The organism is Duganella lactea, from assembly GCF_009857505.1.
GTDB lineage: Bacteria > Pseudomonadota > Gammaproteobacteria > Burkholderiales > Burkholderiaceae_D > Rugamonas > Rugamonas lactea.
This window is the reverse complement of sequence record NZ_WWCP01000017.1, coordinates 15,912-40,979: the sequence shown is the minus strand read 5'-3', so window position 1 is coordinate 40,979 and position 25,068 is coordinate 15,912. Positions and strand designations below refer to the sequence as shown.

Genomic DNA, 25,068 nt, shown 5'->3' with positions numbered 1-25,068 from the left:
CAGCACCTGCAGCTAGTCGGTGATCGCCAGCGCGCTGAAGGCCTTGCCGTTGAAATAGACGATCTGGCAGCTCGCTTCGCCGAAGCACAGGCTAATGGCGTCGGTATGGATCTCGACCGGCGCGCAGGCGCCGCCGTGATGGCAGACCGGCTGATAGCTGCCTGGGCGGACCAGCGACCATTGCGGGGGATTGGCCTGGATATCGCCGAAGGTCTTGACCACGCTGACCGCGCCGTTGCCGGCCGCTATCACGAGCAGGCCGTACGTGGCGCCGTTTTTGGCCAGCACAGCGACATCGCGCTGTCCCTCGCGCTGGAAATTCCCCGACACCGTCGGTGCCGCCAGCGCTTGCCAGCCATGGGGTAGCGGGGGCGTGCCGCTGGTGGCGGCATGGACACTGGCGGTGGCCAGCAGCGCGCATAGCGAAAGCCGGAATTTGTGCATGGCGTCCCCGAAGATGAGTCATTGAACGTAGCCACAGGGTAGACCCGATTAGCAAGATTTCATCATTACGGTTGTGTAATCCACCCGCCGGAATGCCTAGTTCTTCCGGAGAATGGCCAGATTGCTCTAGCGCTATATAATTGAGTTTATTGCGGTTCATCTCAAAGGAGTGTGTATGTTGAAAGCAAGTGTGGCGGTCGTGCTGGCTGCCTGTGCGGCTTCGGCCTCGGCAACGGACATCACGGTCTCGGCGGCCGCCAGCCTGACCAATGCCTTCAAGGAAATCGGCGCCGCCTTCGAGAAGGCGCATGCCGGTGACAAGGTGCTGTTCAACTTCGCCGCCTCCGACCCGCTGGTGCAGCAGATCAGCAAGGGCGCGCCGGTCGATGTGTTCGCCTCCGCCGACCAGGATGCGATGGACAAGGCTGACAAGCTGAACCTTCTGACGCCGGGCAGCCGCAAGAATTTCGCCAGCAACAGTCTGGTGCTGATCGTGCCCGAACACGGCAAGGTGGCGGTCCGGTCGCTGGCCGATGTGACCCAGCCGGGCGTGGCGCGGATCACCATCGGCAATCCGGCCAGTGTGCCGGTCGGCCGCTACACCAAGACCGCGCTGGAGAACGCCAAACTGTGGAACCTGGTCGAGCCCAAGCTGATACTCGGCACGTCGGTGCGCCAGTGTCTGGACTACGTGGCGCGTGGCGAGGTCGATGCCGGTTTCGTGTATGCCACCGATGCGGCCATCGTCAAGGACAAGGTCAACGTGGTGGCCACGGTGCCGACCGCGACGCCGGTCACGTATCCGATCGCGGTGATCGCCGCCGGACCGCAAGCGGCCGCCGGTCGCAAGTTCGCCGACTATGTGCAGTCGTCCACCGGCCAGGCGATTCTGGCCAAGTACGGTTTCGGCCGTCCGTAAATGGACGGGTTGTTCGCCGAACCGGCCTGGGTGGCGCTGCGGCTGTCGCTGAAGGTCGCCTTTTTGGCCACGCTGATCGATCTGGTGGTCGGCGTGGCGCTGGGCTATCTGCTGGCGCGCAAGCGCTTCCCCGGCCGCGAGCTGCTGGACGCGCTGCTGACGTTGCCGATGGTGATGCCGCCGACCGTGCTGGGTTACTATCTGCTGGTGCTGATCGGCCGTAACGGCGTGGTGGGCGCGTGGTTGCAGCAGCACTTCGGCATCAACCTGATTTTCACCTGGCAGGCGGCGGTGATCGCGGCGGCGGTGGTGGCGTTTCCGCTGGTGCTGAAGGGCGCGCGGGCGGCGTTCGAGAGCGTCGACACCCAGTTTGAACAGGCGGCGCAGGTGTTGGGCGTGTCCGCGTTCGGCACGTTCCTGCGCGTGACCTTGCCGCTGGCCTGGCGCGGCGTGCTGGGCGGCACCTTGCTGGCCTTCGCGCGTTCGATGGGCGAGTTCGGCGCAACGCTGATGGTGGCCGGCAGCATTCCCGGCAAGACGCAAACGCTGTCGATCGCCGTCTACGAAGCCGTGCAGGCGGGACAGGACGATCATGCCAACCTGCTGGTGATCATCACGTCGCTGGTGTGCGTGGGCGTGCTGGTCGCCGCCAACAAACTGACGCCTAACCGTCATCCTTTGGCATGAGTATGCAATTTACAGTCGATCTCCAAAAAAACCTGCGCGCCGGCGACCGAACCTTCCAGTTGCAGGCGCGGTTTGCATCGGCCAGCCAGCGCGTGGTGGTGTATGGCGCGTCCGGCGCCGGCAAGAGCCAGATGATGAAGGCGGTGGCCGGGCTGATGACGCCCGACAGCGGCCGCATCGAGCTGGCCGGACGCTGCCTGTTCGACAGCGCGGCGGGTGTGAACCTGCCGCCGCAGCAGCGCAAGGTGGCGTATCTGTTCCAGGATTACGCGCTGTTTCCGCATTTGAATGTGCGGCAGAACATCGGCTTCGGCCTGCTGCATGGCTGGCGCAATCCGCTGGCGCGCGCGGACCACGCGGCGATCCGCCACTGGCTGGACGCGTTCGAGCTGACGCCGGTGGCCGACCAGTACCCGCATCAGTTGTCGGGCGGGCAGCGGCAGCGCGTGGCGCTGGCGCGCGCGCTGGCGCCGCAGCCGCAGGCGCTGCTGCTGGACGAACCGTTCGCCGCGCTCGATCCGGCGCTGCGCGAGCGCATGCGCGCCGAGCTGGATACCGTGCAGCGCCGCCTGGCCATCCCGATGCTGATGATCACCCACGACCCAGAGGATGTGCGCGCCTTCGGCGACCATGTGCTGCGCATGGAACATGGCAGCATCTTCAGCGAGGAGGAAAACGCGGCATGAGCATGGAACTGGAAGGCAATGTCTGGATGACCATCGACGGCCAGAAGCTGGGCGGACCGGACCGTGTGGCCTTGCTGGCGGCGGTGGCGTCGGCGGGATCGATCACGGCGGCGGCCAAGGCGGTCGGCATGAGTTACAAGGGCGCGTGGGACGCGATCGAGGCGATGAACAATCTGGCCGGCGAGCCGCTGGTGGAACGCGTGGTGGGCGGCAAGGGCGGTGGCGGCACGCGGCTGACCGCGCGCGGCGCGCAGCTGGTGCAGAACTTCCGTAAGGTCGACGCCGCCCACCGCGAGTTTGTCGCGCACCTGAGCCGCCAGTCGCATGCGCTGGCGGATGATTTTTTGCTGATACAAAGGATGAAGATGAAAACCAGCACCCGCAATCAGTTCACCGGCACGGTGGTCGCGTTGACGCGTGGCGCCGTCAACGACGAGGTGGTGCTGGAGATCGTGGGCGGTCAGCGGATCGTCGCCACCATCACCCGCGACAGCAGTGACAGCCTCGGGCTGGCGGTGGGCGCGGAGGCGTTTGCGTTGATCAAGGCCTCGTCGGTTATCGTCGCCACCGAACTGGGCGGCGCCAGGCTGTCGGCGCGCAACCGGCTGACGGGCAAGGTCAGCCGTGTGCAGCCGGGCGCGGTCAACACCGAAGTCAGCATTGAACTGCCCGGCGGCGGCACCATCGCCGCCATCGTCACCAGGGACAGCGGCGAGGCGCTGGCCTTGGCGGTGGGCGCCGAGGCCAGCGCCATCTTCAAGGCTTCCAGCGTCATCATCGGCACGCCGGCCTGAAGCACGAAACGCCCCGGCGGCAGGCCTACTGCTGGTTGCCTCCCTTGGTTGATTGTTCGGACCCGGCGCCACGTCCTTTCTCGGCGGCGGCGCGGGCGGCGGACTGGCGGCTCTCGCCCCCCTTGCGGCCGATGGCGGCCATGTGCTCGCGGTCGCGGCTGACCGCCTCGCCGCCTTTCTGTCCGGCCCGGCGGGCTTCTTCAGAATCGAACTCGTGCGCCGTGCCTTTCTGGTGGGCGGCTTGACCGCCCTTGCTGGCGATGGCGCGCTGGGTGGCTTCGTCCATGGCGGCAAAGCCGCGCTTGGCCGTGCCTTTGGGTTTGTCGTTCGTGGTATTGCTGGCCATATTGAACCTCCGTCGGATATTGAAAGAAAACAGCGGGTAACCCTGCTGTTCTGTGTGGTTAGAGTTGCAAGGTTGACGGAAGTTCCAGTTAATGGTGTAGCGGACTGCCCGGCTGGAAGCGCGCCAGCTGTTCGGCGGCGTGCGCGCCGTGGGCGGCGGCCTCGTGCGCCATGTCCTCGGCCATGGCGTTGGCGCTGCGGCGCACCGCCGGCATGTGCTTGGCGGCGCTTTGCGAAACGCTGGCCTGGCAGCGGCTGAGCACCTCGGCCACGCGGCGCTGGTAGGTGAGCAGCGCATGGCTGCCGCCCGGCCGCAGTTGGGCGGCGACGTTCGCGCCCAGCTGGCAGGCGTTCCTGCTCGATAGCAGGCGCTGTGTGTTGGCACCGGTTTCGGCGAGCAGGTCGCGCCCCAGCTGCAGATTCAGTTCGGTCAGGCTTTGCGCGGCTTCGAACATGCGCTGCGACAGGTCGACGTAGAAGCCGAGCAGGGTTTCGATGTGGGTACGGACGGCGGGGGAAGGAAATTGGGGGAACATGGTGGGTCCTCGGCGTGTTGGCGGTATTTGCATAGACGCCGAGGCGAACGGAAGGTTCCCTGAATTATGCTGTCGCCACCTGTAACACCAGTTTGCCGAAGTTCTTCCCTTCAAACAGCATGTTCAGCGCCTGCGGGAATTGGGTCAGGCCCTGCACCACGTCTTCCTTGCTTTTCAACTTGCCTTCCTTCATCCAACCGGCCAGCGCGGCGACGCCGAGGTGGTAGCGGTCGGCATAATCGAAGACCACGATGCCTTCCATGCGGGCGCGGTTGACCAGCAGCGCCAGATAGTTCGACGGCCCCTTGACCGGCGTGGTGTTGTTGTACTGCGAGATGGCGCCGCAGATGACGATGCGCGCCTTCAGGTTGATGCGGGTGAGCACGGTATCGAGAATTTCGCCGCCGACGTTGTCGAAGTAGACATCCACGCCTTGTGGACAATGCTGCTTGAGGCCATCTTTGACCGACGCGTTCTTGTAGTCAATGCAGGCGTCGAAGCCCAACTGGTTGACGACGAAGTCGCACTTGTCCTGGCCGCCGGCGATGCCGACCACACGGCAGCCCAGCTGTTTGGCGACCTGGCCGACGGTCTGGCCCACCGCGCCGGCCGCGCCCGATACGACGACGGTTTCGCCGGCCTTCGGCTGGCCGACTTCGAGCAGGCCGAAGTAGGCGGTCATGCCCGGCATGCCCAGCGTGTTCAGATAGGTGGTCAGCGGCGCCAGTTGCGGATCGATGGTGTGGAAATGGCCGGCCTTGTCGTCGGCCGCGCCGGTCCAGTAGCGCTGCACGCCGGTACCGCCGGCGACGTGGTCGCCGGGCGCGAACCGGGGCGACTTCGACTCCACCACCACGCCGACGCCGCCAGCGCGCATCACCTCGCCGATGGCGACCGGGCGGATGTAGGATTTGCCTTCATTCATCCAGCCGCGCATGGCCGGATCGAGCGACAGGTACAGCACTTTGACGCGAATCTCGCCGTCGGCCAAGGGGCGCAACGCTTCCTCGACGACTTGCCAGTCGCTGTCCTTGACCATGCCGACCGGACGCGCGGCCAGGCGAAACTGCAGATTGGTCTCCATCGTTTTCATCCTCTCATTGGTGGGGGGAATTCATTATAGGCGAAGCAAATCCGGCGCCGGCGGACGGCTGCGGCGGCGCTATTTTTGTCGTGGAAGTCAAGGCGTGCGACAATACACGACTTTGTCCACTCCCCACGGTAGTTATGAGCAATCCCGAATACATTCTGACACTGTCTTGCCTCGACCAGCGCGGTATCGTGCATCGCGTATCGGGCTTCCTGGCTGAACACGGCTGCAACATCATCGATTCGGCCCAGTTTGGCGACAGCGAATCGCGGCTGTTCTTCATGCGCGTGCACTTCGCCCGCGAAGACCAGCAGGTCAGCGATGAATTGCTGCGCGCCGATTTCGGCCAGCTGGCGGCCGGCATGCAGCTGGACTGGGAGCTGCGCGACGCCCACTATAAGCCGCGCGTGATGCTGATGGTGTCGAAGATCGGTCATTGCCTGAACGACCTGCTGTTCCGCTACAAGAGCGGGCTGCTGCCGGTGGAGATTCCGGCCATCGTGTCGAACCACATGGACTTCTACCAGTTGGCCGCCAGCTACAACGTCCCGTTCCACTACCTGCCGCTGGCCGCCGGCGCGTCGGCGCAAGAGAAGCTGGCGCAGGAAGCCCGCATCATCGAGCTGGTCAACAATCACAAGATCGACCTGGTGGTGCTGGCCCGCTACATGCAGATCCTGTCGCCTGGCCTGTGCGAGGCGCTGAAGGGCAAGGCGATCAATATCCACCACTCCTTCCTGCCGAGTTTCAAGGGCGCCAAGCCGTATGCGCAGGCGCATCATCGCGGCGTCAAGCTGATCGGCGCCACCGCGCACTTCGTTACCGGCGATCTGGATGAAGGTCCGATCATCGAGCAGGATGTCGAGCGCGTCGATCACGCGATGGACGCCGAAACGCTGTCGGCGATTGGCCGTGACGTCGAGTGCGTGGTGCTGGCGCGCGCGGTCAAATGGTTCGTCGAGCACCGCGTGCTGCAAAACGGCCAGAAGACCGTGGTATTCAATTAAGAGATTTTCAGATGGCCCTCAAAGCAACAATTTACAAAGCCGAACTGTCGATTGCGGACATGGACCGCAACTACTACGAAACGCACCAACTGACGCTGGCGCGCCATCCCTCGGAAACCGACGAGCGCATGATGGTGCGCCTGGTGGCCTTCGCCATCCACGCCAACGAAGCGCTGACCTTCACCAAGGGCCTGTTCGACGTGGAAGAGCCCGACCTGTGGCACAAGGACCTGACGGGCGCGATCGAACTGTCGATCCAGGTCGGCCAGCCGGACGAGAAGGTGATCCTGAAAGCATGTGGCCGCTCCGAGCACGTCTACGTGTACAGCTACGCCGCCACCAGCCACATCTGGTGGAAAGGCCTGGCCAACAAGGTCGAGCGCTGCAAGAACCTGACCGTGGTGGATCTGGACGCCACCGCCACCGAGCAGCTGAGCAAGATGGCGCAGCGCACGATGCAGCTGCAATGCACGATCCAGGACGGCCAGATCTGGCTGACCGACGGCACCGACACCGTCGAAATCACTCGCGAAGTGCTCAAAGCCGAGCGCTAACCCAAATTCCGGTGTCAGACCTGACACCGGAATTGCTCTGCGCCGTTTTATTGAGGAGAGCCAAACCGGGCTCGCTTCCTGGCGCACTCGGCAATGATGGCGAAAGCTACAATCATTTTCATGAGCGCCAGCGCCGACATCCTGTACAAGCAGTTGTTCGCCCACCCGGAAATCGTGCGCGATTTGGTGGCGGGGTTTCTTGCGGCCGACTGGGCGCCGGCGTTGCCGGTGCGGGCGTTCGAGCGGGTCAACGCGAGCTACGCCAGCGACCAGGGCCGGGCGCGGCATGAGGATGTCGTATGGCGGGCGCACATCGGCGGTGACTGGGTGTATGTGTATATTCTGCTGGAGTTCCAGTCGCGGCCGGATAAATGGATGGCGCTGCGCATGCAGGTGTATGTGGGCTTGCTGTATCAGGATCTGGTGGCGCAGCACAAACTGAGCAAACACGGCAAGTTGCCGCCGGTGTTGCCCATCGTTCTGTATGACGGCAGTCGTCCGTGGCGTGCGGCAACGCGGTTGGCTGAGCTGATGCTGCCGGCGCCCGCCGGGCTGGAGCACTTTCAGGCCAGCCAGCAGTATCTGCTGATTGACCGGCATCACGCCGGCAACCGTGCCAATATCGTCAGCCTGTTATTTCGTTTGTTAAGCGCGGTCACGGATGCCGAGATGCGTGGGGCATTGGATGCCGTGGCGGAGCGGATACGCGAACGCGATCTGGACCCGGCGCGAGAAAGCCTGACGCGCTGGATTCAGATCACCTTGCAAGACGCTGTGGTGGCGACTAGCATGGATCTGGAGGAGGCATTCACCATGAAGATGCGACGTAAATTCACTTACGATGAAATGTTCGATCCGGGAATGTTTGAACGTCCTATCGCCAAGGCCCGCGCTCAAGCCATTGTTGAAGGATTGCAGCAAGGCCGGGAGCAAGGTCTGGAAGAAGGTCTGGAACAAGGTCTCGAACAAGGTCTCGAAGCAGGTCGACAGCAAGGTGAGCGACTCGCCTTGCAGCGGGTGCTGCGCCGCCGCCTCAGTCAGGAACACATGCCAACCAATGTGGCGGTAAAAATCGCTGCCGCCAACCCTGAGCAGCTGACTGACTGGATCGAGGCGCTGTTTAACGGCGCCAGCCCCCGCCAATTGTTTGCCGGGGACCAGGCCGATTAGATCAGACGCCCAGCAGCGATACCGACTTGGTGTTCAGGTAGGCTTCCAGCGCTTCCGGGCCGCCTTCCGAGCCGTAGCCCGAATCCTTGACGCCGCCGAACGGCATCTCGGCGCTCGGCGTGGCCGGTTGATTCAGCCACAGCATGCCGACTTCCACGTTGTGCATCAACTGGTGCGTATTCTTGATCGAACGCGTAAACGCATAGCCCGCCAGGCCAAACGGCAGACGGTTGGATTCGGCGATCGCTTCATCGAGCGTGTCGAAACCGCGGATCGCTGCCAGCGGGCCAAACGGCTCATCATTGAACACACTTGCGTTCAGCGGCACGTCGGCCAGAATGGTCGGCGCAAAGAAGTTGCCTTCCGCGCCCACGCGCGCGCCGCCGGTGATCACGTTGGCGCCCTTGGCGCGGGCATCGTCGACAAACTGCGTCATCGCCGCCACGCGGCGCGGATTGGCCAGCGGCCCCAGGGTCGTGCCTTCGACCAGGCCATTGCCCAGTTGCAGACGCTCGGCATGGGCCACCATCGCGCGGGTGAATTCGTCCTTGATGCTGTTGTGCACCAGGAAGCGGGTCGGCGAGATGCACACCTGGCCGGCGTTGCGGAACTTGGCGCCGCCGGCGGCTTCCACGGCCAGCGCCACGTCGGCGTCTTCCGCCACGATGACCGGCGCATGGCCGCCCAGCTCCATGGTCACGCGCTTCATGTGCGCGCCAGCCAGCGCCGCCAGCTGCTTGCCCACCGGCGTGGAACCGGTGAAGGTCACCTTGCGGATCACCGGATGCGGAATCAGGTAGTTTGAAATCTCGGCCGGATCGCCAAACACCAGGCCCACCGTGCCCGCCGGCACGCCGGCGTCGATAAAGCACTGGAACAGCGCCGCCGGCGAGGCCGGGGTCTCTTCCGGCGCCTTGCACAGGAAGGAGCAGCCGGTGGCCAGCGCCGCCGCCAGCTTGCGCACCACCTGGTTGATCGGGAAGTTCCACGGCGTGAACGCCGCCACCGGGCCCACCGGCTCTTTCAGCACCAGCTGCTGCGCCGCCGGATTACGCGACGGCACGATACGGCCGTACACGCGCATGCCTTCGGCGGCGAACCAGTCGATGATGTCGGCGCCGGCCAGCGCCTCGGCGCGCGCCTGGGCCAGCGGCTTGCCCTGTTCCTGCGTCAGCAGGCGGGCGATTTCGTCGGCGCGCTCGCGCAGCAGGGCGGCGGCGCGCCGCAGCGTGGCGGTGCGCTCGAACGCCGGCACTTTGCGCCAGGCGTCAAAACCCTTTTGTGCCGCAGCCAGCGCGCGGTCCAGGTCGGCGATGCTGGCGTGGGCCACGGTGCCGATCGGCTTGCCGGTGGCCGGGTTCACCACGGGAATCGTCTTGCCGCCGGTGGCGTCGGTCCACTCATTGGCGATCAGTAAGCGTACGTCTGGATAGGTAACGGTCGTCATAGGAAATCTCCATTCATGTCAGGGCGCGCGGCTGTTTCAACGCGCGTGCAAGCGCTACTTTGCCAGAAATTCATCAACTCCGTATTCCTCCACCAAAAGCGGGTCTTATACAGTTTTGCTTGAGGTTAACTAAAAACCGCAATATAATTTTCACTGTTCGAATTAAAGTTCGCATTCCGAATTTTCCAGAAAGAGTACAATTCGCTATCCGAACTATTGATGAGATTAACCATGAAACCAACCGCCGCGCCGGCAGATACCAAGAACACCGTGCAGTCCCTTGCCAAGGGCTTCAAGGTGTTGCAGGCCTTCACCGCGCAGGAACCGGAACTGACGATGGCCGAAGTGGCCCGCAAGGCCGGACTGGACAACGCCACCGCGTTCCGCTTCCTCAACACGCTGGTCAGCTTGGGCTATGTCGACAAGGTCGACAACAGCCGGCTGTTCCGGCTGTCGCTGAAAGTGCTGGACCTGGGGTTTCACGCGATTGGCCGCTCGGACCTGCGCACGCGCGCGCGGCCCATCCTGCGCGGCCTGGTGGGCGAGGTCAACGAGGCGGCATCGATCGGCGTGCTCGATGGCAGCAGCGTGATGTATGTGGAACGCGTGCAGGCCGGCCTGACGCAGCTGGGTGTCGATGTGCGCATCGGCAGCCGGGTGGCGGCGTATTCCAGCGCGGTGGGGCAGGTGATTCTGGCCTGGCTGCCGCGCGAGCGGCAGATTCAGGTACTGGAGGGCCAGCCGCGGGTGCAACTGACCGCGACCACGCTGACCGATCTGGACGCGCTGCTGGCGCGCCTGCAGGATATTCGCGGCCTCGGCTACGCGGCGTCGAACCAGGAAACCGTCAGCGGCTTGTATGTGCTGGCGGCGCCGGTGCTCGATATCGACGGCATGCCGGTGGCGGCCTTGAGCGTGGCGGCGCCGGCGCACCGCGGCAGCTTGCAGCAGTTCCAGGACAACGCGCTGCAGGCGGTGCTGGACGCGGCGCAGCAGTTGTCGAGATCGTTGCACGCAACCGGCGCTTATGCGGGGACGGCGATCAACTAGGCCGCCACGCTTCGGCGCAGCCAGAGGGGAAGATGGATACATGAGCACGTTCGGACCGGCCGATACGCTGATCATCATTGCGATGGTGGTGTTCTACATTGCATTGACCGCGTGGCTGACGGCCCGCTCGCGCAGCAAGTCGTCGAGCGAGTTCATGGTGGGCGCCCGCAGCATGCCGGCGCTGGTGGTGGGGATTTTGATGGTGTCCGAATTCGTCGGCGCCAAGTCCACCATCGGTACCGCGCAGGGCGCGTTCGAATCGGGCATGGCCGCGTCGTGGGCCGTGCTCAGCACCGCCATCGGCTTCCCGCTGTTCGGGATGCTGCTGGCGCGCAAGCTGTACAACTCGGGCGAGTACACGATCTCCGGCGCGATCTTCCAGCGCTACGGCCGCTCGACGCAGTTGATCGTGTCGCTGATCATGATTTATGCGCTGTTGCTGGTGAATATCGGTAACTACCTCAGCGGCGCGGCGGCGATCGCCACCGTGCTGCACATAAGCCTGCCGCTGGCCGCGCTGCTGATCGCGGTGGTCAGCACGTTTTACTTCGCGTTGGGCGGCATGAAGAGCCTGGCCTACGTGAACATCTGGCACAGCGCGCTCAAGTACCTGGGCGTGTTGATCGTGCTGGCGGTGGCGCTGAGCATGACCGGTGGCGTGGAGCCGATCCGGGCGGCGCTGCCGGCGGCGTATTTCACATGGGACGGCACGCTGGGCGCGTCGACCATCGTGGCGTTTTTTATCGGTAACGTGGGGGCGATTTTTTCGACGCAGTACATCATCCAGGCGATCTCGTCGACGCGCAGCGCCAATGGCGCGCGCAATGCGACTTTCATCGCCGGCGCGCTGGCGATCCCGCTCGGCCTCGCGCTGGGACTGATCGGCGTCGCCGCGCGCTATCTGTATCCGGATATGCAGAGCCTGTACGCGCTGCCGATCTTTTTGCAGAGCATGAATGTGTTCCTGGCCGGGCTGGTGACGGTGTCGCTGGTGGCGGCGATTTTTGCCGGCGTGAGCACGGTGGCCTTGGCCATCGCCTCGCTGGTGGTGAGAGATTTTTATGTGCCGTTTTACCAGCCCTCGGCCGAACGCGAATTCCGCGTGACCCGCTGGCTGGCGTTGGCGACCGGCCTGGTGCCGCTGGTGTTCGCCTGGTTGGCGCCGGGCTTGCTGCAGCTGTCGTTTTTTACGCGCGCCTTGCGCCTGTCGATTTCCGTCGTCGCCCTGATCGGCCTGTACCTGCCGTTGTTTGGCTGCAACCGCGGCGCGACCGCCGGCCTGCTGGCGGCGACGGTCACCACGACGGTCTGGTATCTGCTGGGAGATCCCTGCGATATCGACAATATGTATATCGCGCTGGTAACACCAGCGATTGTAATTCTGGTTGATCGGCTGCTCGGCTGGTCGCGGAACCCGCGCTGACGCTGCGCTCGGCCAGGCAAGTCGCATTGGAGGTGGATGCGCCGCCTGGTTTTTTTTGTCGCTTGGTGCGACCTTATTTGGAAAAGCTATGAAACAATCTCAACTCCTGATCGTGGGCGGCGTGCTGCTGTCCAGCGCCACCGGCATGGCCGCCGCCCAATCGAACGTGTCGATGTACGGCATCGTCGATGTCGGCATCACGCATATCGACAACCTGCCGGGCGGCTCCAAGACGTATATGCGCTCCGGCTCCAAGGATGGCAATCGCCTGGGCTTCCAGGGCAGCGAGGATCTGGGCGGCGGCACCAAGGCGATCTTCAAGCTGGAGGCCGGCTTCAACGCCGATGACGGCACCGCCGGTCAGGCCGGCAGCATCTTCAACCGCGCCGCCTTCGTCGGCCTGAGCGACAAGACACGCGGCACGCTGACGCTCGGCCGCCAGTACTCGTCGTATTTCGACGCCGTCAATCCGCTCGGTCCGGTGCCGCCGGTGACCGGCGCGGCCGGCGACCACCCGGGCGATATCGACGGCTTCGACATCACCATCCGCAGCAATAACGCCGTCAAGTACACCTCGCCGACCTGGGCCGGTTTCACCGCCAGCGCGATGGTGGCGGCGGGCGAGCAGGCCGGCCACGCCGGCAGCGGCGGCGCGCATAGCGCGTCGATCCGCTATGAGGGCGGCGGCTGGCGCCACGCGCTGGCCTACCAGGTGCTGAAAAACGGTCCTGTCCAGACCAACTGGGACCCGAATGCGTCCACCAGTTTCTCCAAGTCGGCGGTCAACGCCGGCTACCTGTCGGCGTCCGAGGTGCAGTACGTGGCCGCCGCCACCCGCTACGAGCAATCCAACTGGAGCCTGGGCGGTTCGTTCAGCAACGTGCAGTACCGCGCCAACAGCGCCTCGCTGTTCCGCGACACCGCCACCTTCAACACCGGCGCGCTGCTGGCGACCTGGCAGACCAGCAGCCCGTGGCTGCTGGGCGCAGGGTTCACCTACACCCGCGCCAACCGCGCCAACGGCATCAGCGACAACGCCAACTACCGCCAGTTCGCGCTGCAACAGGCTTACTGGCTGTCCAAACGCACCTCGATCTACATCCTGGAATCGACCCAGCGCGCGCGCGGCAAGACCCTGGGCACCAACGGCGTCAGCGTGATCGACGCCAACGCCACGATCGGCGTTTCGCAATCGGGCCTGGTCGCCTCGGACCGTAGCCAGATGCTGCTGGGCATAGGTCTGCGCCACGCGTTCTAAGCACATGGCGCCTGCGCTCCCGCGCAGGCGCCCAAGATCAAGGTGAAACAACATATGGCACTCACTAGACGCAAATTGTTGCTGGGCGCGGCCACCGTGTCGGCCACCTGGCTGACCTGGAGCGGCGTGCCGGCCTGGGGACTGGCGCCGGCCCCGCCGCAAGAGCAATTCATGCAGGTCTCGGCGCTGCTGGTCAACCACCGGCTGGACGCCCGCGTGGGCGCGCGCATGGCCGCCGCCGCCGCGCAAAAATTTCCGCAGTATGCGCAGATGATGAAATCCATCATCGGCATCGCCAACGCCAAACAGGCGCGGCAAGTGGAAGACTTCTTCGCCGATATCCCGGCAGGGCCGTTGCAGGACTTCGCGCACTGGATCATCTTCGCCTGGTACAGCGGCTGCTCGTCGCCGAAGAAAGACGCGCAGGTGTTCGCCTATGAAACCGCGCTGACCTATCAGACCACGGCCGACGCGGTGGCGATTCCTTCCTATGGCTTCTCCGGCCCGAACCAGTGGGGCCGTCCTATCGTGCCGCTGACGCCGATGCCGAGTTTCTGAAAGATTTATTCATGCCTATCTCAACAAGCGCCGACGTGGTCATCGTCGGCACCGGCGTCGTCGGCGTGGCGATTGCCGAAACCCTGCTGGACGCCGGCATTTCCGTGCAGATGCTGGAAGCCGGCCCGCGCGTCAGCCGCGCCGAAGTGGTGGAAAATTTCCGCAACCTGCCGCTGGCGCTGAAGGGCGATCCCTCGTCCTGCTATCCGCCGGCGCCGTGGGCGCCGCATCCGATGCCGTCGCAGGAGACGCCGGAAGACGCCTACCTGCAATTGAGCGGCCCGGACCGCTACGCGCAAAGCTTCATCCGCTACGCCGGCGGTTCGACCTGGCACTGGGCCGGCACCTGCTGGCGCCTGACGCCGGACGACATGCGCCTGCAAAGCACATACGGCGTCGGCCGCGACTGGGCTTTCGATTACCAGACGCTGGAGCCGTACTACGCCCGTACCGAACATACACTGGGCATCTGCGGCCCGTCCGACCCGGCCCTGCAATGGCCGCCGGGTGACGACCTGCGCTCCCAACCCTACCCGATGCCGCCGCTGCCGTTCGGCCCCGGCGAGCAGCGCTTCACCGACGTGGTCAAATCGCTCGGCTACCACAACATCCCGACCGCGCAGGCGCGCAACAGCGGCACCTCGTATGATGACCGTCCGGCCTGCTGCGCCAACAACAACTGCGTGCCGGTCTGCCCGGTCGGCGCCAAGTACGACGCCGCCACCGCGCTGTCGCGCATTGAGGCCAAGGGCGCGGTGATCACGCCCAACGCGGTCGCCTATCGCGTCGAAACCAATGCCGCCAATCACATCGAGGCGGTGCATTACCTCGACCAGAACAAGCAGTCGCACCGCGTGACCGGCAAGCTGTTCGTGCTGGCCTGTAACGGCATCGAAACGCCGAAGCTGCTGCTGATGTCCAAGAACGACCGCAACCCGAACGGCCTGGCCAACAGTTCCGACCAGGTCGGCCGCAACATGATGGACCACCCGCAGCTGACCATGACGCTGACGCTGGAAGAACCGTACTGGGCCGGTGTCGGCCCGGTGGTCAACAGCGGCATCATGGAAACCTCGCAAGGCGATTTCCGCGGCGAGCACGCGGGCGCCTACTTCCGCTTCAATAATTTCGCGCGCAACCGCTTCGTCACCTTCAACGCGTTGAAGCAGGGCCTGGTCGGCAAGGCGCTGGACACGGAAATCCGCCGCATGACCGCCTGCACCGCCGACATCGTGCTGGCGCATGAAGTGCTGCCGGACCCGAACAACCGCCTGACGCTGTCGGACCAGCGTGACTGGCTGGGCCTGCCCAAGCCGGCCATCCACTACGATGTTGGCGACTACACGCGCAAGGCGGCCGAGCAGTACTCGATCCCGATCGGCAAGCGCATCGCCGCCGCCATGGGCGCGACCGACATCAAGATCAGCCCGAAGTTCAACCAGAGCAAGCACATCATGGGCGGCACCATCATGGGCAACGACCCGGCCAACTCGGTGGTCAACGCCGACTGCCGCGCGCACGACCATGCGAACCTGTACCTGCCGGGCGGCGGCGCCATGGCCAGCACGGCCTGCGGCAACAGCACCATCACCATGGTGTCACTGGGTTTCAAGGCAGCCGACGCCATGGTGCGTCAGCTGAAGGGGGCATGATGATGCGTACTGTCTTCATGCTGCTGGCGGCGCTGGCGCTGCACGCCGAAGCCGCCACCTTTGATGCCGCCACCGTGGAGCGCGGCCGCTACCTCGCCACCGCCTCGGATTGCATGGCCTGCCACACGGCGCGCCATGGCAAGGCGATGGCGGGCGGCCTGGTGCTGTCCTCGCCGGTGGGTAACATCGTCTCGACCAACATCACGCCGTCGAAGCAATACGGTATCGGCAACTACACCGAACAGCAGTTCAGCGACGCCGTGCGCAAGGGCGTCCGCGCCGATGGCCAGAACCTGTATCCGGCCATGCCGTACAACGCCTACGCGGTGATGACCGACGACGATATCCGCGCGATGTACGCCTACTTCATGCAGGATGTGACGCCGGTGGAGCAGGGCACCAAGCCGACCGAGCTGCCGTTCCCGATGAGCGTGCGCGCCTCGATGAAGGTGTGGAACGCCATGTTCCTCGACAACAAGCCGTTGAAACCGGAACCGCAGCGTTCCGAGCAATGGCTGCGCGGCCGCTACCTAGCCGACGGCGCCGCCCACTGCAGTAGCTGCCACACGCCGCGCGGCCTGCTGATGCAGGAGAAGAAGGAGCTGTACCTGACCGGTTCCCAGGTGGGCCCTTGGTACGCCCCTAACATCACCTCGCATCCGACCGCCGGCATCGGCAGCTGGACCGAGGCGGAACTGGTGCGGTATCTGCGCACCGGCCGCGTCGAAGGCAAGGCGCAGGCGGCGGGCAGCATGGCCGAGGCGATCAGCTACAGCTTCAGCCGCCTGAGCGATGCCGACCTGCGGGCCATCGCCGTCTACATCAAGGATCTGCCGCCGGTGGCGGGCGAGCAGCCCGTCGCGCGCTTCAATCAGGGCCAGGCCGGCAATGCCTTGCCTGGCTTCCGCGGCAAAACCTACAACGAGAGCATCAAGGGGCCGCATCTGGGGGCGCAGGTGTTTTCGGCCAACTGCGCGTCCTGCCACGGTTTCAACGGGCAGGGCAGCAAGGATGGCTACTACCCGAGCCTGTTTCACAACTCGGCCATGATGAACAACAGCAATCTGCTGGCGACCATCCTGTTCGGCGTGGAGCGGGAAACCAAGGACGGCCATGTGTTCATGCCGCCGTTCGGCGACCAGCCGAATGCCGTCAAGCACCTGTCGAATGACGAGGTGGCGGCGCTGGCCAACTACCTCCAGGTCAGCTATGGCGGCGGCGCGCCCGGCATCAAGGTGGAGGACGTGGCGATGATCCGCCAGGGCGGTCCACAGTCGAACCTGCTGTTACTGGCGCGGCTGGCCATGATCGTCGGCCTGCTGGCGCTGGCGGCGCTGATCATCGTGCTGTTGCGCCGTCGCGCCCAATCCAAACAAGGGGAATGAAGATGAAGACGAATCCACTGTCGCGCCGTGGCGCGCTGAAGGTGGTCGGCGCGGTGATGCTGTCCGGCGTTGCCGGCCAACTGCTGCTGAACACCCGCGCCAGGGCGGCGCTGGCGCCCGCCGGCCAGGGCTTGCAGGACTTTATCGCCGTGTCCAAAGAATTGACCGGCAAGACCGCGCTGAACGCCACGCTGGCGCTGGCGCTGCACGCGGCGTTGCTAAAAGCCACGCCGGAGTTCGACGCCGCGCTGCTGAAGCTGAAAGACACGCTGGCCGCGCAGGGCGAACCGGACAAGGCGCTGGTGCAGGCGATTTTGCAAGGCTGGTATCTGGGCGTGGTGGGCAAGGGCAAGAAAGCCGTGTGCGTCACCTTTGTGGACGCGCTGTCCAACCTGGCGGTGGCCGACGTGCTGGTGCCGCCGAGCTATTCCTACGGCCCTTGCGGCACATGGTCGGCCAAGCCTTGAGCAACTCTGAAAGAATGCTATGAACAATACTAATTCGGCCGATGTGGTCGTGATCGGGGGCGGCATCTGCGGCTCGCTGCTGGCCCGCAAGCTGGCGCTGGCCGGCAGCTCCGTGCTGATGCTGGAATCGGGCCCGCGCGTGGTACGCGGCCAGCTGGTCGAGCGTTATCGCCATTCGGCCTTCAAGGCGGACTTCATGGCGCCGTATCCGTTCTCGGAAATGGCACCGCACCCGACCTTCTCGCCGGAACCCAATAAGTACATTGAACAGACCGGCCCGCACCCGTTCCAGGCGCAGTACATCCGCATGCTGGGCGGCACCAGCTGGCACTGGGCGGCGCAGATGTGGCGCAACCTGCCGAGCGATTTTCGCACCCAGTCGATGTATGGTGTCGGCAAGGACTGGCCGATCAGCTATGACGATCTGGAGCCGTACTACTACGAGGCGGAAGTGATCGCCGGCGTCGGCGGCGCCCCGGATACCGGTTCGCCGCGCGCCAAGCCGTTCCCGATGGACCGCGTGCCGGCCTCGTACTTCCAGCAGCGCGTGAGCGAGCGGCTGGCGCCGAAATTCAAGGTGCAGGACGATTGCACCGCGCGTAACAGCCGCAGCTTCGACGGCCGTCCTGCCTGCTGCGGCAACAACAACTGCATGCCGGTGTGCCCGATCGACGCGCAATACCACGGCGGCATCTCGGCCGCCAGCGCCGAGCAAGCTGGCGTGGCGATCGTGACCGAGGCGGTGGTGTACAGCTTCGAGCATGACGCCAGCGGTGCCATCGTCGCCGTCAACTACTATGACTGGAAAAAAGTCAGCCACCGCGTGACCGGCAAGACCTTCGTGCTGGCCGCCAACGCGATCGAATCGGCCCGCCTGCTGTTGATGTCGACCAGCGACAAGTTCCCGAACGGCATGGCCAACAGCAATGGCTTCGTCGGCCGCAATCTGTGCGATCACCCGGCCATCGGCGTCACCTTCGACATGGACGAGCCGGTATGGCCGGGCCGCGGTCCGGTCAGCCCGTGCTCGATCGGCGATTTCCGCGACGGCGCCTTCCGTTCCGAATCCGCCGCGTTCCGTATCGATATCTCGAACGCTTCGCAAGTGGCGTCGGTGACCAAGGAGCTTATAGGTGAAGGCGTGTATGGCGTCAAGCTGGAAGGCGCGATCCGCGACCGCGCGTCGCGCCGCGTCAGCATCAAGAACGCGCTGGAGCAACTGCCCGATCCGAACAACCGCGTCACCCTGGGCAAGAACAAGGATGCGATGGGTCTGCCGGTGCCGAGCATCTACTGGAATATGGACGACTACGTGCTCAAAGGCACGGAGGAAACCCGCAAGCGCTACGACGAGATCGCCAAGCAACTGGGCGCGACCAACATCAAGCACAGCAAGGCGGGCGCGTTCAGCAATCGCCAGCACATCATTGGTACGCTGTCGATGGGCAAGGACGCGGCGACCAGCGTGACCGATCCGTTCGGCCGCGCGCACGATCACACCAATCTGTACATGGTCGGCACCGGCGTCATGCCGACCGTCGGCACCTGCAACGTCACGCTGACCGCCGTGGCGCTGGCCCTGCGGACCGCGGACAAGATTCTGTCGGAGGCACGTCATGGCTAAGCTGATGCAATCCCTGCTGGCCTGCGGCCTGTTGATCGCCTCGACCGCCTTCGCGGCCGATAGCGCGCAAATCGAACGTGGCAAGTATCTGGCCACGGCCGGCGACTGCGTTGCTTGCCATACGCAAGCCGGCAAGGCGCCGTTCAGCGGCGGCGTGGCGATCTCCAGCCCGCTGGGTACGATCTACTCGACCAATATCACGCCATCGGCCAACGCCGGCATCGGCGGCTACACGCTGGAGCAGTTCAGCCGCGCCGTGCGTGGCGGCGTGCGCGCCGACGGCAGCCATCTGTACCCGGCCATGCCGTACACCGCCTACGCCAAGCTGAGCGATGAGGACACGGCCGCGCTGTACGCCTACTTCATGCAAGGCGTTGCCGCCAGTGACACGCAGGCGCCGCCAACCCGGCTGCCGTTCCCGTTCAACATCCGCGCCTCGATGGCGGTGTGGAACGCGCTGTTCGTCGAAACGCAACCCTATGTGGCCGACCAGCGCAGATCGGTGGAATGGAACCGCGGCGCTTATCTGGCGCAGGGTCTGGCACACTGCAGCACCTGCCACACGCCGCGCAACTTCCTGATGGCCGAGAAGCACGAACTGTATCTGCAGGGCGGCTCGCTGGGCACCTGGTACGCGCCGGCCATCACGCCCGGCACGAACGGCTGGGACCAGCAAGCGCTGATGGACTACCTGCGCACCGGCCACGCCAAAAACGGCGCCACCGCCGCCGGCCCGATGCTGGAAGCGATCGACAAGAGCTTCGCCAAGATGGACCCGGCCGACATCAAGGCCATGGCCGTCTACCTGTCCGACCTGCCCGGCGCCAAGCCCGCCACCGCTGCGGCTGCCGCAGCGGTGGTGCCGCCGGTGTCCGGCAGCGATATCGTCGAACTGGCCGGCAAGGCCAGCGCCGGCGAACAGCTGTATCGCAACAACTGCGCCTCCTGCCACCAGAACAACGGTGACGGCGTGCGCGGCCTGCCGGCGCTGCGCAATCACACCGTGTTGCGGCAGCCGAACGCGGACAACGTCAGCATGGCCATCCTGGCAGGCGTCTGGCCAGAAGCGGGGCAGGGCATGCCCGGCTTCGCGCACGAGCTGAGCGACAAGCAAATCGCCGATGTCACCAACTATGTGATGACCACCTTCGGCGCCAGCAAAGCCGGCACGGATGAGCATCGTGTGGCGGCCCTGCGCCAAGGTGGCGAAGCCCCGCTGCTGCTGTGGCTGGCGCGTGCTGGCATGTTAATGCTGGTCATGTTGGCGCTGGGCCTGCTGCTGCTCTGGCGCCGCCGCAACAGTAAGGCGTAACCGTTTCATCTCCGCCGCCAAGGCATCGGCGGCGTGGCAATCCCATTGAAAGGAATCATCATGAAGTGGTTTTACGATCTGAATATCGCCAAAAAACTGATCCTGTCGTTCGGCGTGATGCTGCTGTTGACGTCGATCCTCGGCGTCACCACCATCAGCAGCATGTCGCGGATGAACGTCGCCTCGCAGAAGCTGTCGGAGCAATCGTTGCCGAGCATGCGCTACATCCTGGCGCTGAAGGCCGCCGTCAACACCAAGCGCCGCTACGAGATGGAGCAACTGCTGAGCGATAAGCCCGAGCACCTGGCCCGCTACGACAAACTGATTGACCGCATGCTGAACAAGGTCGGCAAGCTGCAGGGCCAGTACAAGGAGACGGTTGCGTCGCCGGAGGAACACCAGCTGCTGGAACAGTTCGTGCGCGTGCGTGGTGAATATTCCATCGAGCGCCGCAAGATTTCCGAGATGGCGCGGCAGGGCCGTCGCGACGACGCCGTGGCGCTGGCGACCGGCCACTCGTTCGACCTGATGAACCAGCAGGCCGATGTGCTCGACAAGATCGCCCAGTTCACGCAGGACAGCGGCGACACCGCCGGCAAGAATGCCGAGCAAACCTACCTGTCGGCGCGCAACGTGGTGATTGGCGTGCTGGCGCTGGATATCGTGATCGGCGCGCTGATGGCGCTGTGGCTGGCGCGCATCGTCGGGGAACCATTGCGCCGCGCGGTGGCGGTTGCCCGCCAGGTGGCCGATGGCGACTTGACCGCCGAGGTGCCGGTCACTTCGGCGGATGAAACCGGCCAGTTGATGGAAGCGCTGAAGCACATGAATGGCAGTCTGCAGCGTCTGGTCGGCCAGGTGCGGGGCAGTACCGACACCATCGCCACCGCGTCGACGCAGATCGCCGCCGGCAACCAGGACCTGTCCTCGCGCACCGAGCAGCAGGCCAGCTCGCTGGAAGAGACCGCATCGTCGATGGAAGAGCTGACCTCGACCGTCAAGCAGAATGCCGACAACGCGCGCCAGGCCAACACGCTGGCGCTGTCGGCGTCCAGCATCGCCGTCAAGGGGGGCGACGTGGTGGGGCAGGTGGTCGATACCATGGCCTCGATCAACGCGTCGTCGAAGAAGATTGTCGACATCATCGCGGTGATTGACGGCATCGCGTTCCAGACCAACATCCTGGCCTTGAATGCCGCGGTGGAAGCGGCGCGCGCCGGCGAACAAGGGCGCGGCTTCGCCGTGGTGGCGTCGGAAGTCCGCACGCTGGCGCAGCGCTCGGCCGCCGCCGCCAAGGACATCAAGAGCTTGATCGGCGATTCGGTGGTGCAGGTTGAGGCCGGCACGCGGCTGGTGGACCAGGCGGGGACGACGATGGGCGAGATTGTCGCCAGCATCACCCGCGTGGCCGACATCATGAGCGAGATCACCGCCGCCAGCCAGGAGCAGAGCATCGGCATCGAGCAGGTCAACCAGGCCATCACCCAGATGGACCACGCGACCCAGCAGAACGCCGCGCTGGTCGAAGAAGCCGCCGCCGCCGCCGAAGCGATGCAGGCGCAAGCCAGCGGCCTGAGCGAAATGATGAGCGTGTTTAAACTTGCGCCGTCCGCCTCGGCCCCGAGAACTTACCCAGTAGCATTGCAATAAGGGTAAGATGGCGGGATGCGAAAAATCATCTCCTCCATGTTTCTGCTGGCCGCCGCCAGCGTCCACGCCGCGCCGCCGGCCGGCCAGAACGCGCTGGCCGGCGCCCAGATGAAAGTCGATGTCGGCGGCCACAAACTCAATCTGTATTGCACCGGCAAAGGATCGCCGACCGCGCTGTTCGAGGCCGATCTGGGGCGCGCCGGCTGGGACTGGTCGGCGGTGCTGCCGGCGGTAGCCCAGCGCGCCCGCGCCTGTGTCTATGATCGTGGCGGCCTCGGCGCCAGCGATCCCATCCTCCGCGCCGCGACGGTTGCCAACGCCAGCAAGGACCTGAATTTTCTGATCAAGAACGCCGGCCTGGAAGCGCCATTCGTGCTGGTCGGCGCCGGCTATGGCGCGATGGTGTCGCAGCACCTCGCGCTACGCTCGCGCAACGCCGGCGCGACAGTGGCCGCGACTGTGGTCGGATTGGTGCTGGTGCAGCCGATGCACGAAGACGCCTTGCCCGTCGACCGCGGCGCGCAGCTCGACACGGCGCTGGCACGCCAGCCCGCCTACTGGCGCGCCCGCGCGTCCGAGCTGGACAGCCTGGACACCAGCGCCAACCAACTGCGCACCGCCCGCAAGCCGTTCGGCGAACTGCCGGTGATCGAGGTACGGCAGGCCGAGCCGGCGGCCATCACCGCCGCCATCACGCAGTTGCTCGACCGGCTCAAACCGTAAATGCGCACCAGGCCGGTAGCACCCGGCGTGGCGCTGGTGCTGTTGTTGCATCTGGCGCTGCTCTGGCTGGCGCTGCGGCCGGTGCATCAGCCGCTGGTCCGCGATGATCGCATCTGGCTGCAACTTTGGCAGCCGACAGTGAAATTGACGCCGTCGCCGCCGGCCGTGGTGCAGGCGCGGCGCGTTCCCGTGCCCGCGATGGCGCCGCCACCGAGGACGCGCGCGGCGCCGCCGCCCGATGCCGCCGCGCCGGCCCCAACGGTGCCGGTCCCGGCGGCGTCAGCCGACACGCCGGAAGTCCAGGCACTGCTGGCCGAGCCGGCGCCGGCCAAGTCGCTGCCGCCCGACCTGGTGCGCCAGGCATTGAAAGATGTCGCCGCGATCGACCGCCAACTGCGCGCCGAGCATCCTCAAGCGCTGACCCCGCCGCCTGGCTCGCCGAACGCGCGTCTCGCACGCGGCATCGCGGCCGCCGGCGCCGCGGTCAAACCGAAGTGGTTCGAGCAGGCGCGAATCGAGCTGTTCAGCGCGCCCAATGATCCCAAGCGCATCTACCGCGTGATCACGGCGACGGGGGAATATTGCCTGTTCTACCCGGACACCGGCAGCATCGCCTTCAACAGCGCGCCGAAATCCGGCTGGGCCGGTAGCGGGCAGCCCACCCTGTCGGACTGCCCCACCCGGTTCTAGCTTACATCGGCGCGCCACCCAGGCGCTTGATGGTGCCGGAGCCCATGATGCTCTTGCTGATCTGCGGATCGCCGTAGTAGTTGATGTCGCCCGAGCCGGCCACGCTGACGCTCAGCGTTTTCTTGGTCCACACGGTCGCCTGGCCGGAGCCGCCGATGCTGACCACGGCGTCGCGGCTTTGCAGCTGGCCGGCCTGGACGCGGCCCGAGCCGCCGATCGACACTTGCAGGCGCTCGACGTTGCCGGCGGCCTTGAAGTTGCCACTGCCGCCCAGCGCGACCGCCAGCGATTCGCTATCGATCTGGTCGATGTTGACCGAGCCGGAACCGCCGACGTCGATGGTCAGCTTTTCGCCGCGCAGCTTGTCGGCGCTGACGTTGCCGGCGCCGCCGATCGACATCTTCTCCAGCGCGCGCGCGTTGACGATGACTTTCATGTGGCGGGTATCGAGCCGCACATTGTTGCGCACCGTGCGGATGCGCAGCGTGCCGCCTTCCACCACCGTCTCGATCATCGCCTGCAGGTTGTCGTCGGTCTCCACGGTGACGCCCTCGGTGTTGCCGGAGCGGATTTCCACATCGCCGTTGATGCCTATCGTCAGCGCGCGGAAATGGCCGACATCGCGATTCTGTTTGACGATGTTGCCATTACCTTGCACCCGCTCGCCGCCGCTGAGCCAGCTCAGCGGCCCGGCCTGCGCGGGCAGCGATGGCGAAATGGCGGCCAGCAGGCCGGCGGACAGCAGCAGGGTGGACAGGATGCGGGGGGCGGCCATGGTGTTCTCCTCTAATTCGGTTAGCTTGAGCCTGCATCCTACGGCGTCGCCCGGCTGAGTGGAACCGTGCTGCGACGAAGTGCATTCTGCGCGGCGCAGAATGCCGCCAGCCGGGAACAGGCCGCGCATGAGGTATCATTCGGGCTATGCTTACCATCACCATCAAACAAGGCAAGGAAAAACGCCTGCTGGCCGGCGACTTGCTGATTTACGCCACCGCCATCGAGCGCGTGGACGGCCGCCCGCAAGAAAAGAACAAGCCCGGCGCCACCGCCGTCGTGCAAACCTCCGCGCGCCAGTTCCTGGCGCGTGCCGCCTACAATCCGAAATCCGAGGTGGTCGCGCGCGTCTGGAGCTACAAGGAGGACGAGCCGGTCGACCACGCGATGATCAAGCGCCGCGTGCGCGCCGCCGTCGCCAAGCGCGCCGCCGCCGTGCGCGCGGCCGCGCCGACCGATATCGTGCCGGTGATTCGCGGCGATCAGGACGGTCTGCCCGGCTTGCTGGTCGATAGCTGGGGCGGCACCGCCGGCTATCTGATCTGCCAGTTCCAGTCGGCCGGCGTCGACGCCTGGAAAGTGCCGATCGTGCAAGCGCTGCTGGCCGATACCGGTTGTCCGAATGTCTACGAGCGCTGCGATGAGCTGATCCGCAAATCGGAAGGCTTGCCGGTGTTTTACCGTGCGCTGGCCGGCGAGGAGCCGCCCGAGCATGTGCTGGTCACGGAAAAGGGCCAGCGCTTCAGCATGGATCTGCGCACCGGTTTCAAATATCCCCGCTTGCGCGATTAATAGTTTCGACGTTGAAAGTTTTTCTCTTATA

General features: G+C 65.1%; 26 protein-coding genes. 20 read left to right on the top strand and 6 right to left on the bottom strand.

Annotated elements, in window-relative coordinates; all coding sequences use genetic code 11:
• Positions 1-12: 12 nt before the first annotated feature.
• Positions 13-444, bottom strand: a complete 432-nt coding sequence (locus GTP44_RS15015) for a hypothetical protein (protein ID WP_161020061.1) — start codon at positions 442-444, stop codon at positions 13-15.
• A 175-nt stretch (positions 445-619) separates the two neighbouring features.
• On the opposite strand from GTP44_RS15015, the gene modA reads away from it, so the two are divergent.
• The 4 genes from modA to GTP44_RS14995 are packed head-to-tail and all read left to right on the top strand — an operon-like array spanning position 620 to position 3,530.
• Positions 620-1,363 (top strand): molybdate ABC transporter substrate-binding protein, encoded by a 744-nt coding sequence (gene modA / locus GTP44_RS15010; protein WP_161020060.1) that lies wholly within the window; start codon positions 620-622, stop codon positions 1,361-1,363.
• Complete coding sequence (gene modB, locus GTP44_RS15005) at positions 1,364-2,050, top strand: molybdate ABC transporter permease subunit (protein ID WP_161020059.1); 687 nt, start codon at positions 1,364-1,366, stop codon at positions 2,048-2,050.
• 2 nt (positions 2,051-2,052) lie between these two features.
• Positions 2,053-2,736, top strand: coding sequence for an ABC transporter ATP-binding protein (locus GTP44_RS15000; protein WP_160992436.1), 684 nt, complete (start codon positions 2,053-2,055; stop codon positions 2,734-2,736).
• Between the two features lie 2 nt (positions 2,737-2,738).
• Positions 2,739-3,530: a TOBE domain-containing protein gene (locus GTP44_RS14995; protein ID WP_161020121.1), complete on the top strand. Its 792-nt coding sequence runs from the start codon at positions 2,739-2,741 to the stop codon at positions 3,528-3,530.
• A gap of 25 nt (positions 3,531-3,555) precedes the next feature.
• On the opposite strand, the gene GTP44_RS14990 is transcribed toward GTP44_RS14995, so the two are convergent.
• From GTP44_RS14990 to GTP44_RS14980, 3 genes are all read right to left on the bottom strand, one after another.
• A complete protein-coding gene (locus GTP44_RS14990) occupies positions 3,556-3,876 on the bottom strand; it encodes a KGG domain-containing protein (protein ID WP_161020058.1) in 321 nt (106 codons plus the stop codon).
• Positions 3,877-3,964: 88 nt separating this feature from the next.
• On the bottom strand, positions 3,965-4,411 hold the full coding sequence (phaP, locus tag GTP44_RS14985; protein ID WP_161020057.1) for a TIGR01841 family phasin: 447 nt from the start codon (positions 4,409-4,411) through the stop codon (positions 3,965-3,967).
• 64 nt (positions 4,412-4,475) lie between these two features.
• Positions 4,476-5,504 carry an NADP-dependent oxidoreductase gene (locus tag GTP44_RS14980; RefSeq protein ID WP_161020056.1) on the bottom strand — a complete coding sequence of 343 codons (1,029 nt, stop codon included), beginning with the start codon at positions 5,502-5,504 and terminating at the stop codon, positions 4,476-4,478.
• Between the two features lie 134 nt (positions 5,505-5,638).
• Between GTP44_RS14980 and purU the strand changes: the two genes are divergently transcribed.
• The 3 genes from purU (at position 5,639) to GTP44_RS14965 (ending at position 8,232) form a co-directional block, all read left to right on the top strand.
• Positions 5,639-6,508, top strand: a complete 870-nt coding sequence (gene purU, locus GTP44_RS14975; protein ID WP_161020055.1) for a formyltetrahydrofolate deformylase — start codon at positions 5,639-5,641, stop codon at positions 6,506-6,508.
• 11 nt (positions 6,509-6,519) lie between these two features.
• Positions 6,520-7,062: a YaeQ family protein gene (locus GTP44_RS14970; RefSeq protein ID WP_160992441.1), complete on the top strand. Its 543-nt coding sequence runs from the start codon at positions 6,520-6,522 to the stop codon at positions 7,060-7,062.
• 93 nt (positions 7,063-7,155) lie between these two features.
• The gene (locus GTP44_RS14965) at positions 7,156-8,232 is read left to right on the top strand and encodes an Rpn family recombination-promoting nuclease/putative transposase (protein ID WP_229256924.1); all 1,077 of its coding nucleotides are present in this window, start codon (positions 7,156-7,158) and stop codon (positions 8,230-8,232) included.
• A 1-nt stretch (position 8,233) separates the two neighbouring features.
• Here the strand turns inward: GTP44_RS14965 and GTP44_RS14960 are convergent, their stop codons facing one another.
• Entirely contained in the window at positions 8,234-9,679 is a 1,446-nt protein-coding gene (locus GTP44_RS14960; RefSeq protein ID WP_161020054.1) for an NAD-dependent succinate-semialdehyde dehydrogenase, read from the bottom strand.
• Positions 9,680-9,910: 231 nt separating this feature from the next.
• Here GTP44_RS14960 and GTP44_RS14955 point away from each other — a divergent pair, with 231 nt between their 5' ends.
• From GTP44_RS14955 to GTP44_RS14900, 12 genes are all read left to right on the top strand, one after another.
• On the top strand, positions 9,911-10,729 hold the full coding sequence (locus tag GTP44_RS14955) for an IclR family transcriptional regulator (protein WP_161020053.1): 819 nt from the start codon (positions 9,911-9,913) through the stop codon (positions 10,727-10,729).
• A gap of 40 nt (positions 10,730-10,769) precedes the next feature.
• Positions 10,770-12,152, top strand: coding sequence for a sodium:solute symporter family protein (locus GTP44_RS14950; RefSeq protein ID WP_161020052.1), 1,383 nt, complete (start codon positions 10,770-10,772; stop codon positions 12,150-12,152).
• Between the two features lie 88 nt (positions 12,153-12,240).
• On the top strand, positions 12,241-13,410 hold the full coding sequence (locus tag GTP44_RS14945) for a porin (RefSeq protein WP_161020051.1): 1,170 nt from the start codon (positions 12,241-12,243) through the stop codon (positions 13,408-13,410).
• Positions 13,411-13,464: 54 nt separating this feature from the next.
• Positions 13,465-13,968: a sugar dehydrogenase complex small subunit gene (locus tag GTP44_RS14940; RefSeq protein WP_161020050.1), complete on the top strand. Its 504-nt coding sequence runs from the start codon at positions 13,465-13,467 to the stop codon at positions 13,966-13,968.
• Positions 13,969-13,979: 11 nt separating this feature from the next.
• Complete coding sequence (locus GTP44_RS14935; RefSeq protein ID WP_161020049.1) at positions 13,980-15,620, top strand: GMC family oxidoreductase; 1,641 nt, start codon at positions 13,980-13,982, stop codon at positions 15,618-15,620.
• Positions 15,617-17,005, top strand: coding sequence for a cytochrome c (locus GTP44_RS14930; protein WP_229256923.1), 1,389 nt, complete (start codon positions 15,617-15,619; stop codon positions 17,003-17,005). Before GTP44_RS14935 ends, GTP44_RS14930 begins: the two co-directional genes overlap by 4 nt.
• A 2-nt stretch (positions 17,006-17,007) precedes the next feature.
• Complete coding sequence (locus GTP44_RS14925) at positions 17,008-17,472, top strand: sugar dehydrogenase complex small subunit (RefSeq protein WP_161020048.1); 465 nt, start codon at positions 17,008-17,010, stop codon at positions 17,470-17,472.
• Between the two features lie 19 nt (positions 17,473-17,491).
• Positions 17,492-19,096, top strand: coding sequence for a GMC family oxidoreductase (locus GTP44_RS14920; protein WP_161020047.1), 1,605 nt, complete (start codon positions 17,492-17,494; stop codon positions 19,094-19,096).
• On the top strand, positions 19,089-20,408 hold the full coding sequence (locus GTP44_RS14915) for a cytochrome c (RefSeq protein WP_161020046.1): 1,320 nt from the start codon (positions 19,089-19,091) through the stop codon (positions 20,406-20,408). Before GTP44_RS14920 ends, GTP44_RS14915 begins: the two co-directional genes overlap by 8 nt.
• 60 nt (positions 20,409-20,468) lie before the next feature.
• A complete protein-coding gene (locus GTP44_RS14910; RefSeq protein ID WP_161020045.1) occupies positions 20,469-22,058 on the top strand; it encodes a methyl-accepting chemotaxis protein in 1,590 nt (529 codons plus the stop codon).
• Between the two features lie 15 nt (positions 22,059-22,073).
• On the top strand, positions 22,074-22,781 hold the full coding sequence (locus GTP44_RS14905) for an alpha/beta fold hydrolase (RefSeq protein WP_161020044.1): 708 nt from the start codon (positions 22,074-22,076) through the stop codon (positions 22,779-22,781).
• The gene (locus tag GTP44_RS14900) at positions 22,782-23,471 is read left to right on the top strand and encodes a hypothetical protein (protein ID WP_161020043.1); all 690 of its coding nucleotides are present in this window, start codon (positions 22,782-22,784) and stop codon (positions 23,469-23,471) included.
• A 1-nt stretch (position 23,472) separates the two neighbouring features.
• Here the strand turns inward: GTP44_RS14900 and GTP44_RS14895 are convergent, their stop codons facing one another.
• Complete coding sequence (locus tag GTP44_RS14895; RefSeq protein WP_161020042.1) at positions 23,473-24,246, bottom strand: head GIN domain-containing protein; 774 nt, start codon at positions 24,244-24,246, stop codon at positions 23,473-23,475.
• Positions 24,247-24,392: 146 nt separating this feature from the next.
• Between GTP44_RS14895 and GTP44_RS14890 the strand changes: the two genes are divergently transcribed.
• A complete protein-coding gene (locus tag GTP44_RS14890; RefSeq protein ID WP_160992447.1) occupies positions 24,393-25,037 on the top strand; it encodes a class I SAM-dependent rRNA methyltransferase in 645 nt (214 codons plus the stop codon).
• Positions 25,038-25,068: the final 31 nt, after the last annotated feature.

Coding starts and splice junctions, on each gene's coding strand:
- GTP44_RS15015 (WP_161020061.1), bottom strand. CDS start 444: ATGCACAAATTCCGGCTTTCGCTATGCGCGCTGCTGGCCACCGCCAGT.
- modA (WP_161020060.1), top strand. CDS start 620: ATGTTGAAAGCAAGTGTGGCGGTCGTGCTGGCTGCCTGTGCGGCTTCG.
- modB (WP_161020059.1), top strand. CDS start 1,364: ATGGACGGGTTGTTCGCCGAACCGGCCTGGGTGGCGCTGCGGCTGTCG.
- GTP44_RS15000 (WP_160992436.1), top strand. CDS start 2,053: ATGCAATTTACAGTCGATCTCCAAAAAAACCTGCGCGCCGGCGACCGA.
- GTP44_RS14995 (WP_161020121.1), top strand. CDS start 2,739: ATGGAACTGGAAGGCAATGTCTGGATGACCATCGACGGCCAGAAGCTG.
- GTP44_RS14990 (WP_161020058.1), bottom strand. CDS start 3,876: ATGGCCAGCAATACCACGAACGACAAACCCAAAGGCACGGCCAAGCGC.
- phaP (WP_161020057.1), bottom strand. CDS start 4,411: ATGTTCCCCCAATTTCCTTCCCCCGCCGTCCGTACCCACATCGAAACC.
- GTP44_RS14980 (WP_161020056.1), bottom strand. CDS start 5,504: ATGAAAACGATGGAGACCAATCTGCAGTTTCGCCTGGCCGCGCGTCCG.
- purU (WP_161020055.1), top strand. CDS start 5,639: ATGAGCAATCCCGAATACATTCTGACACTGTCTTGCCTCGACCAGCGC.
- GTP44_RS14970 (WP_160992441.1), top strand. CDS start 6,520: ATGGCCCTCAAAGCAACAATTTACAAAGCCGAACTGTCGATTGCGGAC.
- GTP44_RS14965 (WP_229256924.1), top strand. CDS start 7,156: ATGATGGCGAAAGCTACAATCATTTTCATGAGCGCCAGCGCCGACATC.
- GTP44_RS14960 (WP_161020054.1), bottom strand. CDS start 9,679: ATGACGACCGTTACCTATCCAGACGTACGCTTACTGATCGCCAATGAG.
- GTP44_RS14955 (WP_161020053.1), top strand. CDS start 9,911: ATGAAACCAACCGCCGCGCCGGCAGATACCAAGAACACCGTGCAGTCC.
- GTP44_RS14950 (WP_161020052.1), top strand. CDS start 10,770: ATGAGCACGTTCGGACCGGCCGATACGCTGATCATCATTGCGATGGTG.
- GTP44_RS14945 (WP_161020051.1), top strand. CDS start 12,241: ATGAAACAATCTCAACTCCTGATCGTGGGCGGCGTGCTGCTGTCCAGC.
- GTP44_RS14940 (WP_161020050.1), top strand. CDS start 13,465: ATGGCACTCACTAGACGCAAATTGTTGCTGGGCGCGGCCACCGTGTCG.
- GTP44_RS14935 (WP_161020049.1), top strand. CDS start 13,980: ATGCCTATCTCAACAAGCGCCGACGTGGTCATCGTCGGCACCGGCGTC.
- GTP44_RS14930 (WP_229256923.1), top strand. CDS start 15,617: ATGATGATGCGTACTGTCTTCATGCTGCTGGCGGCGCTGGCGCTGCAC.
- GTP44_RS14925 (WP_161020048.1), top strand. CDS start 17,008: ATGAAGACGAATCCACTGTCGCGCCGTGGCGCGCTGAAGGTGGTCGGC.
- GTP44_RS14920 (WP_161020047.1), top strand. CDS start 17,492: ATGAACAATACTAATTCGGCCGATGTGGTCGTGATCGGGGGCGGCATC.
- GTP44_RS14915 (WP_161020046.1), top strand. CDS start 19,089: ATGGCTAAGCTGATGCAATCCCTGCTGGCCTGCGGCCTGTTGATCGCC.
- GTP44_RS14910 (WP_161020045.1), top strand. CDS start 20,469: ATGAAGTGGTTTTACGATCTGAATATCGCCAAAAAACTGATCCTGTCG.
- GTP44_RS14905 (WP_161020044.1), top strand. CDS start 22,074: ATGCGAAAAATCATCTCCTCCATGTTTCTGCTGGCCGCCGCCAGCGTC.
- GTP44_RS14900 (WP_161020043.1), top strand. CDS start 22,782: ATGCGCACCAGGCCGGTAGCACCCGGCGTGGCGCTGGTGCTGTTGTTG.
- GTP44_RS14895 (WP_161020042.1), bottom strand. CDS start 24,246: ATGGCCGCCCCCCGCATCCTGTCCACCCTGCTGCTGTCCGCCGGCCTG.
- GTP44_RS14890 (WP_160992447.1), top strand. CDS start 24,393: ATGCTTACCATCACCATCAAACAAGGCAAGGAAAAACGCCTGCTGGCC.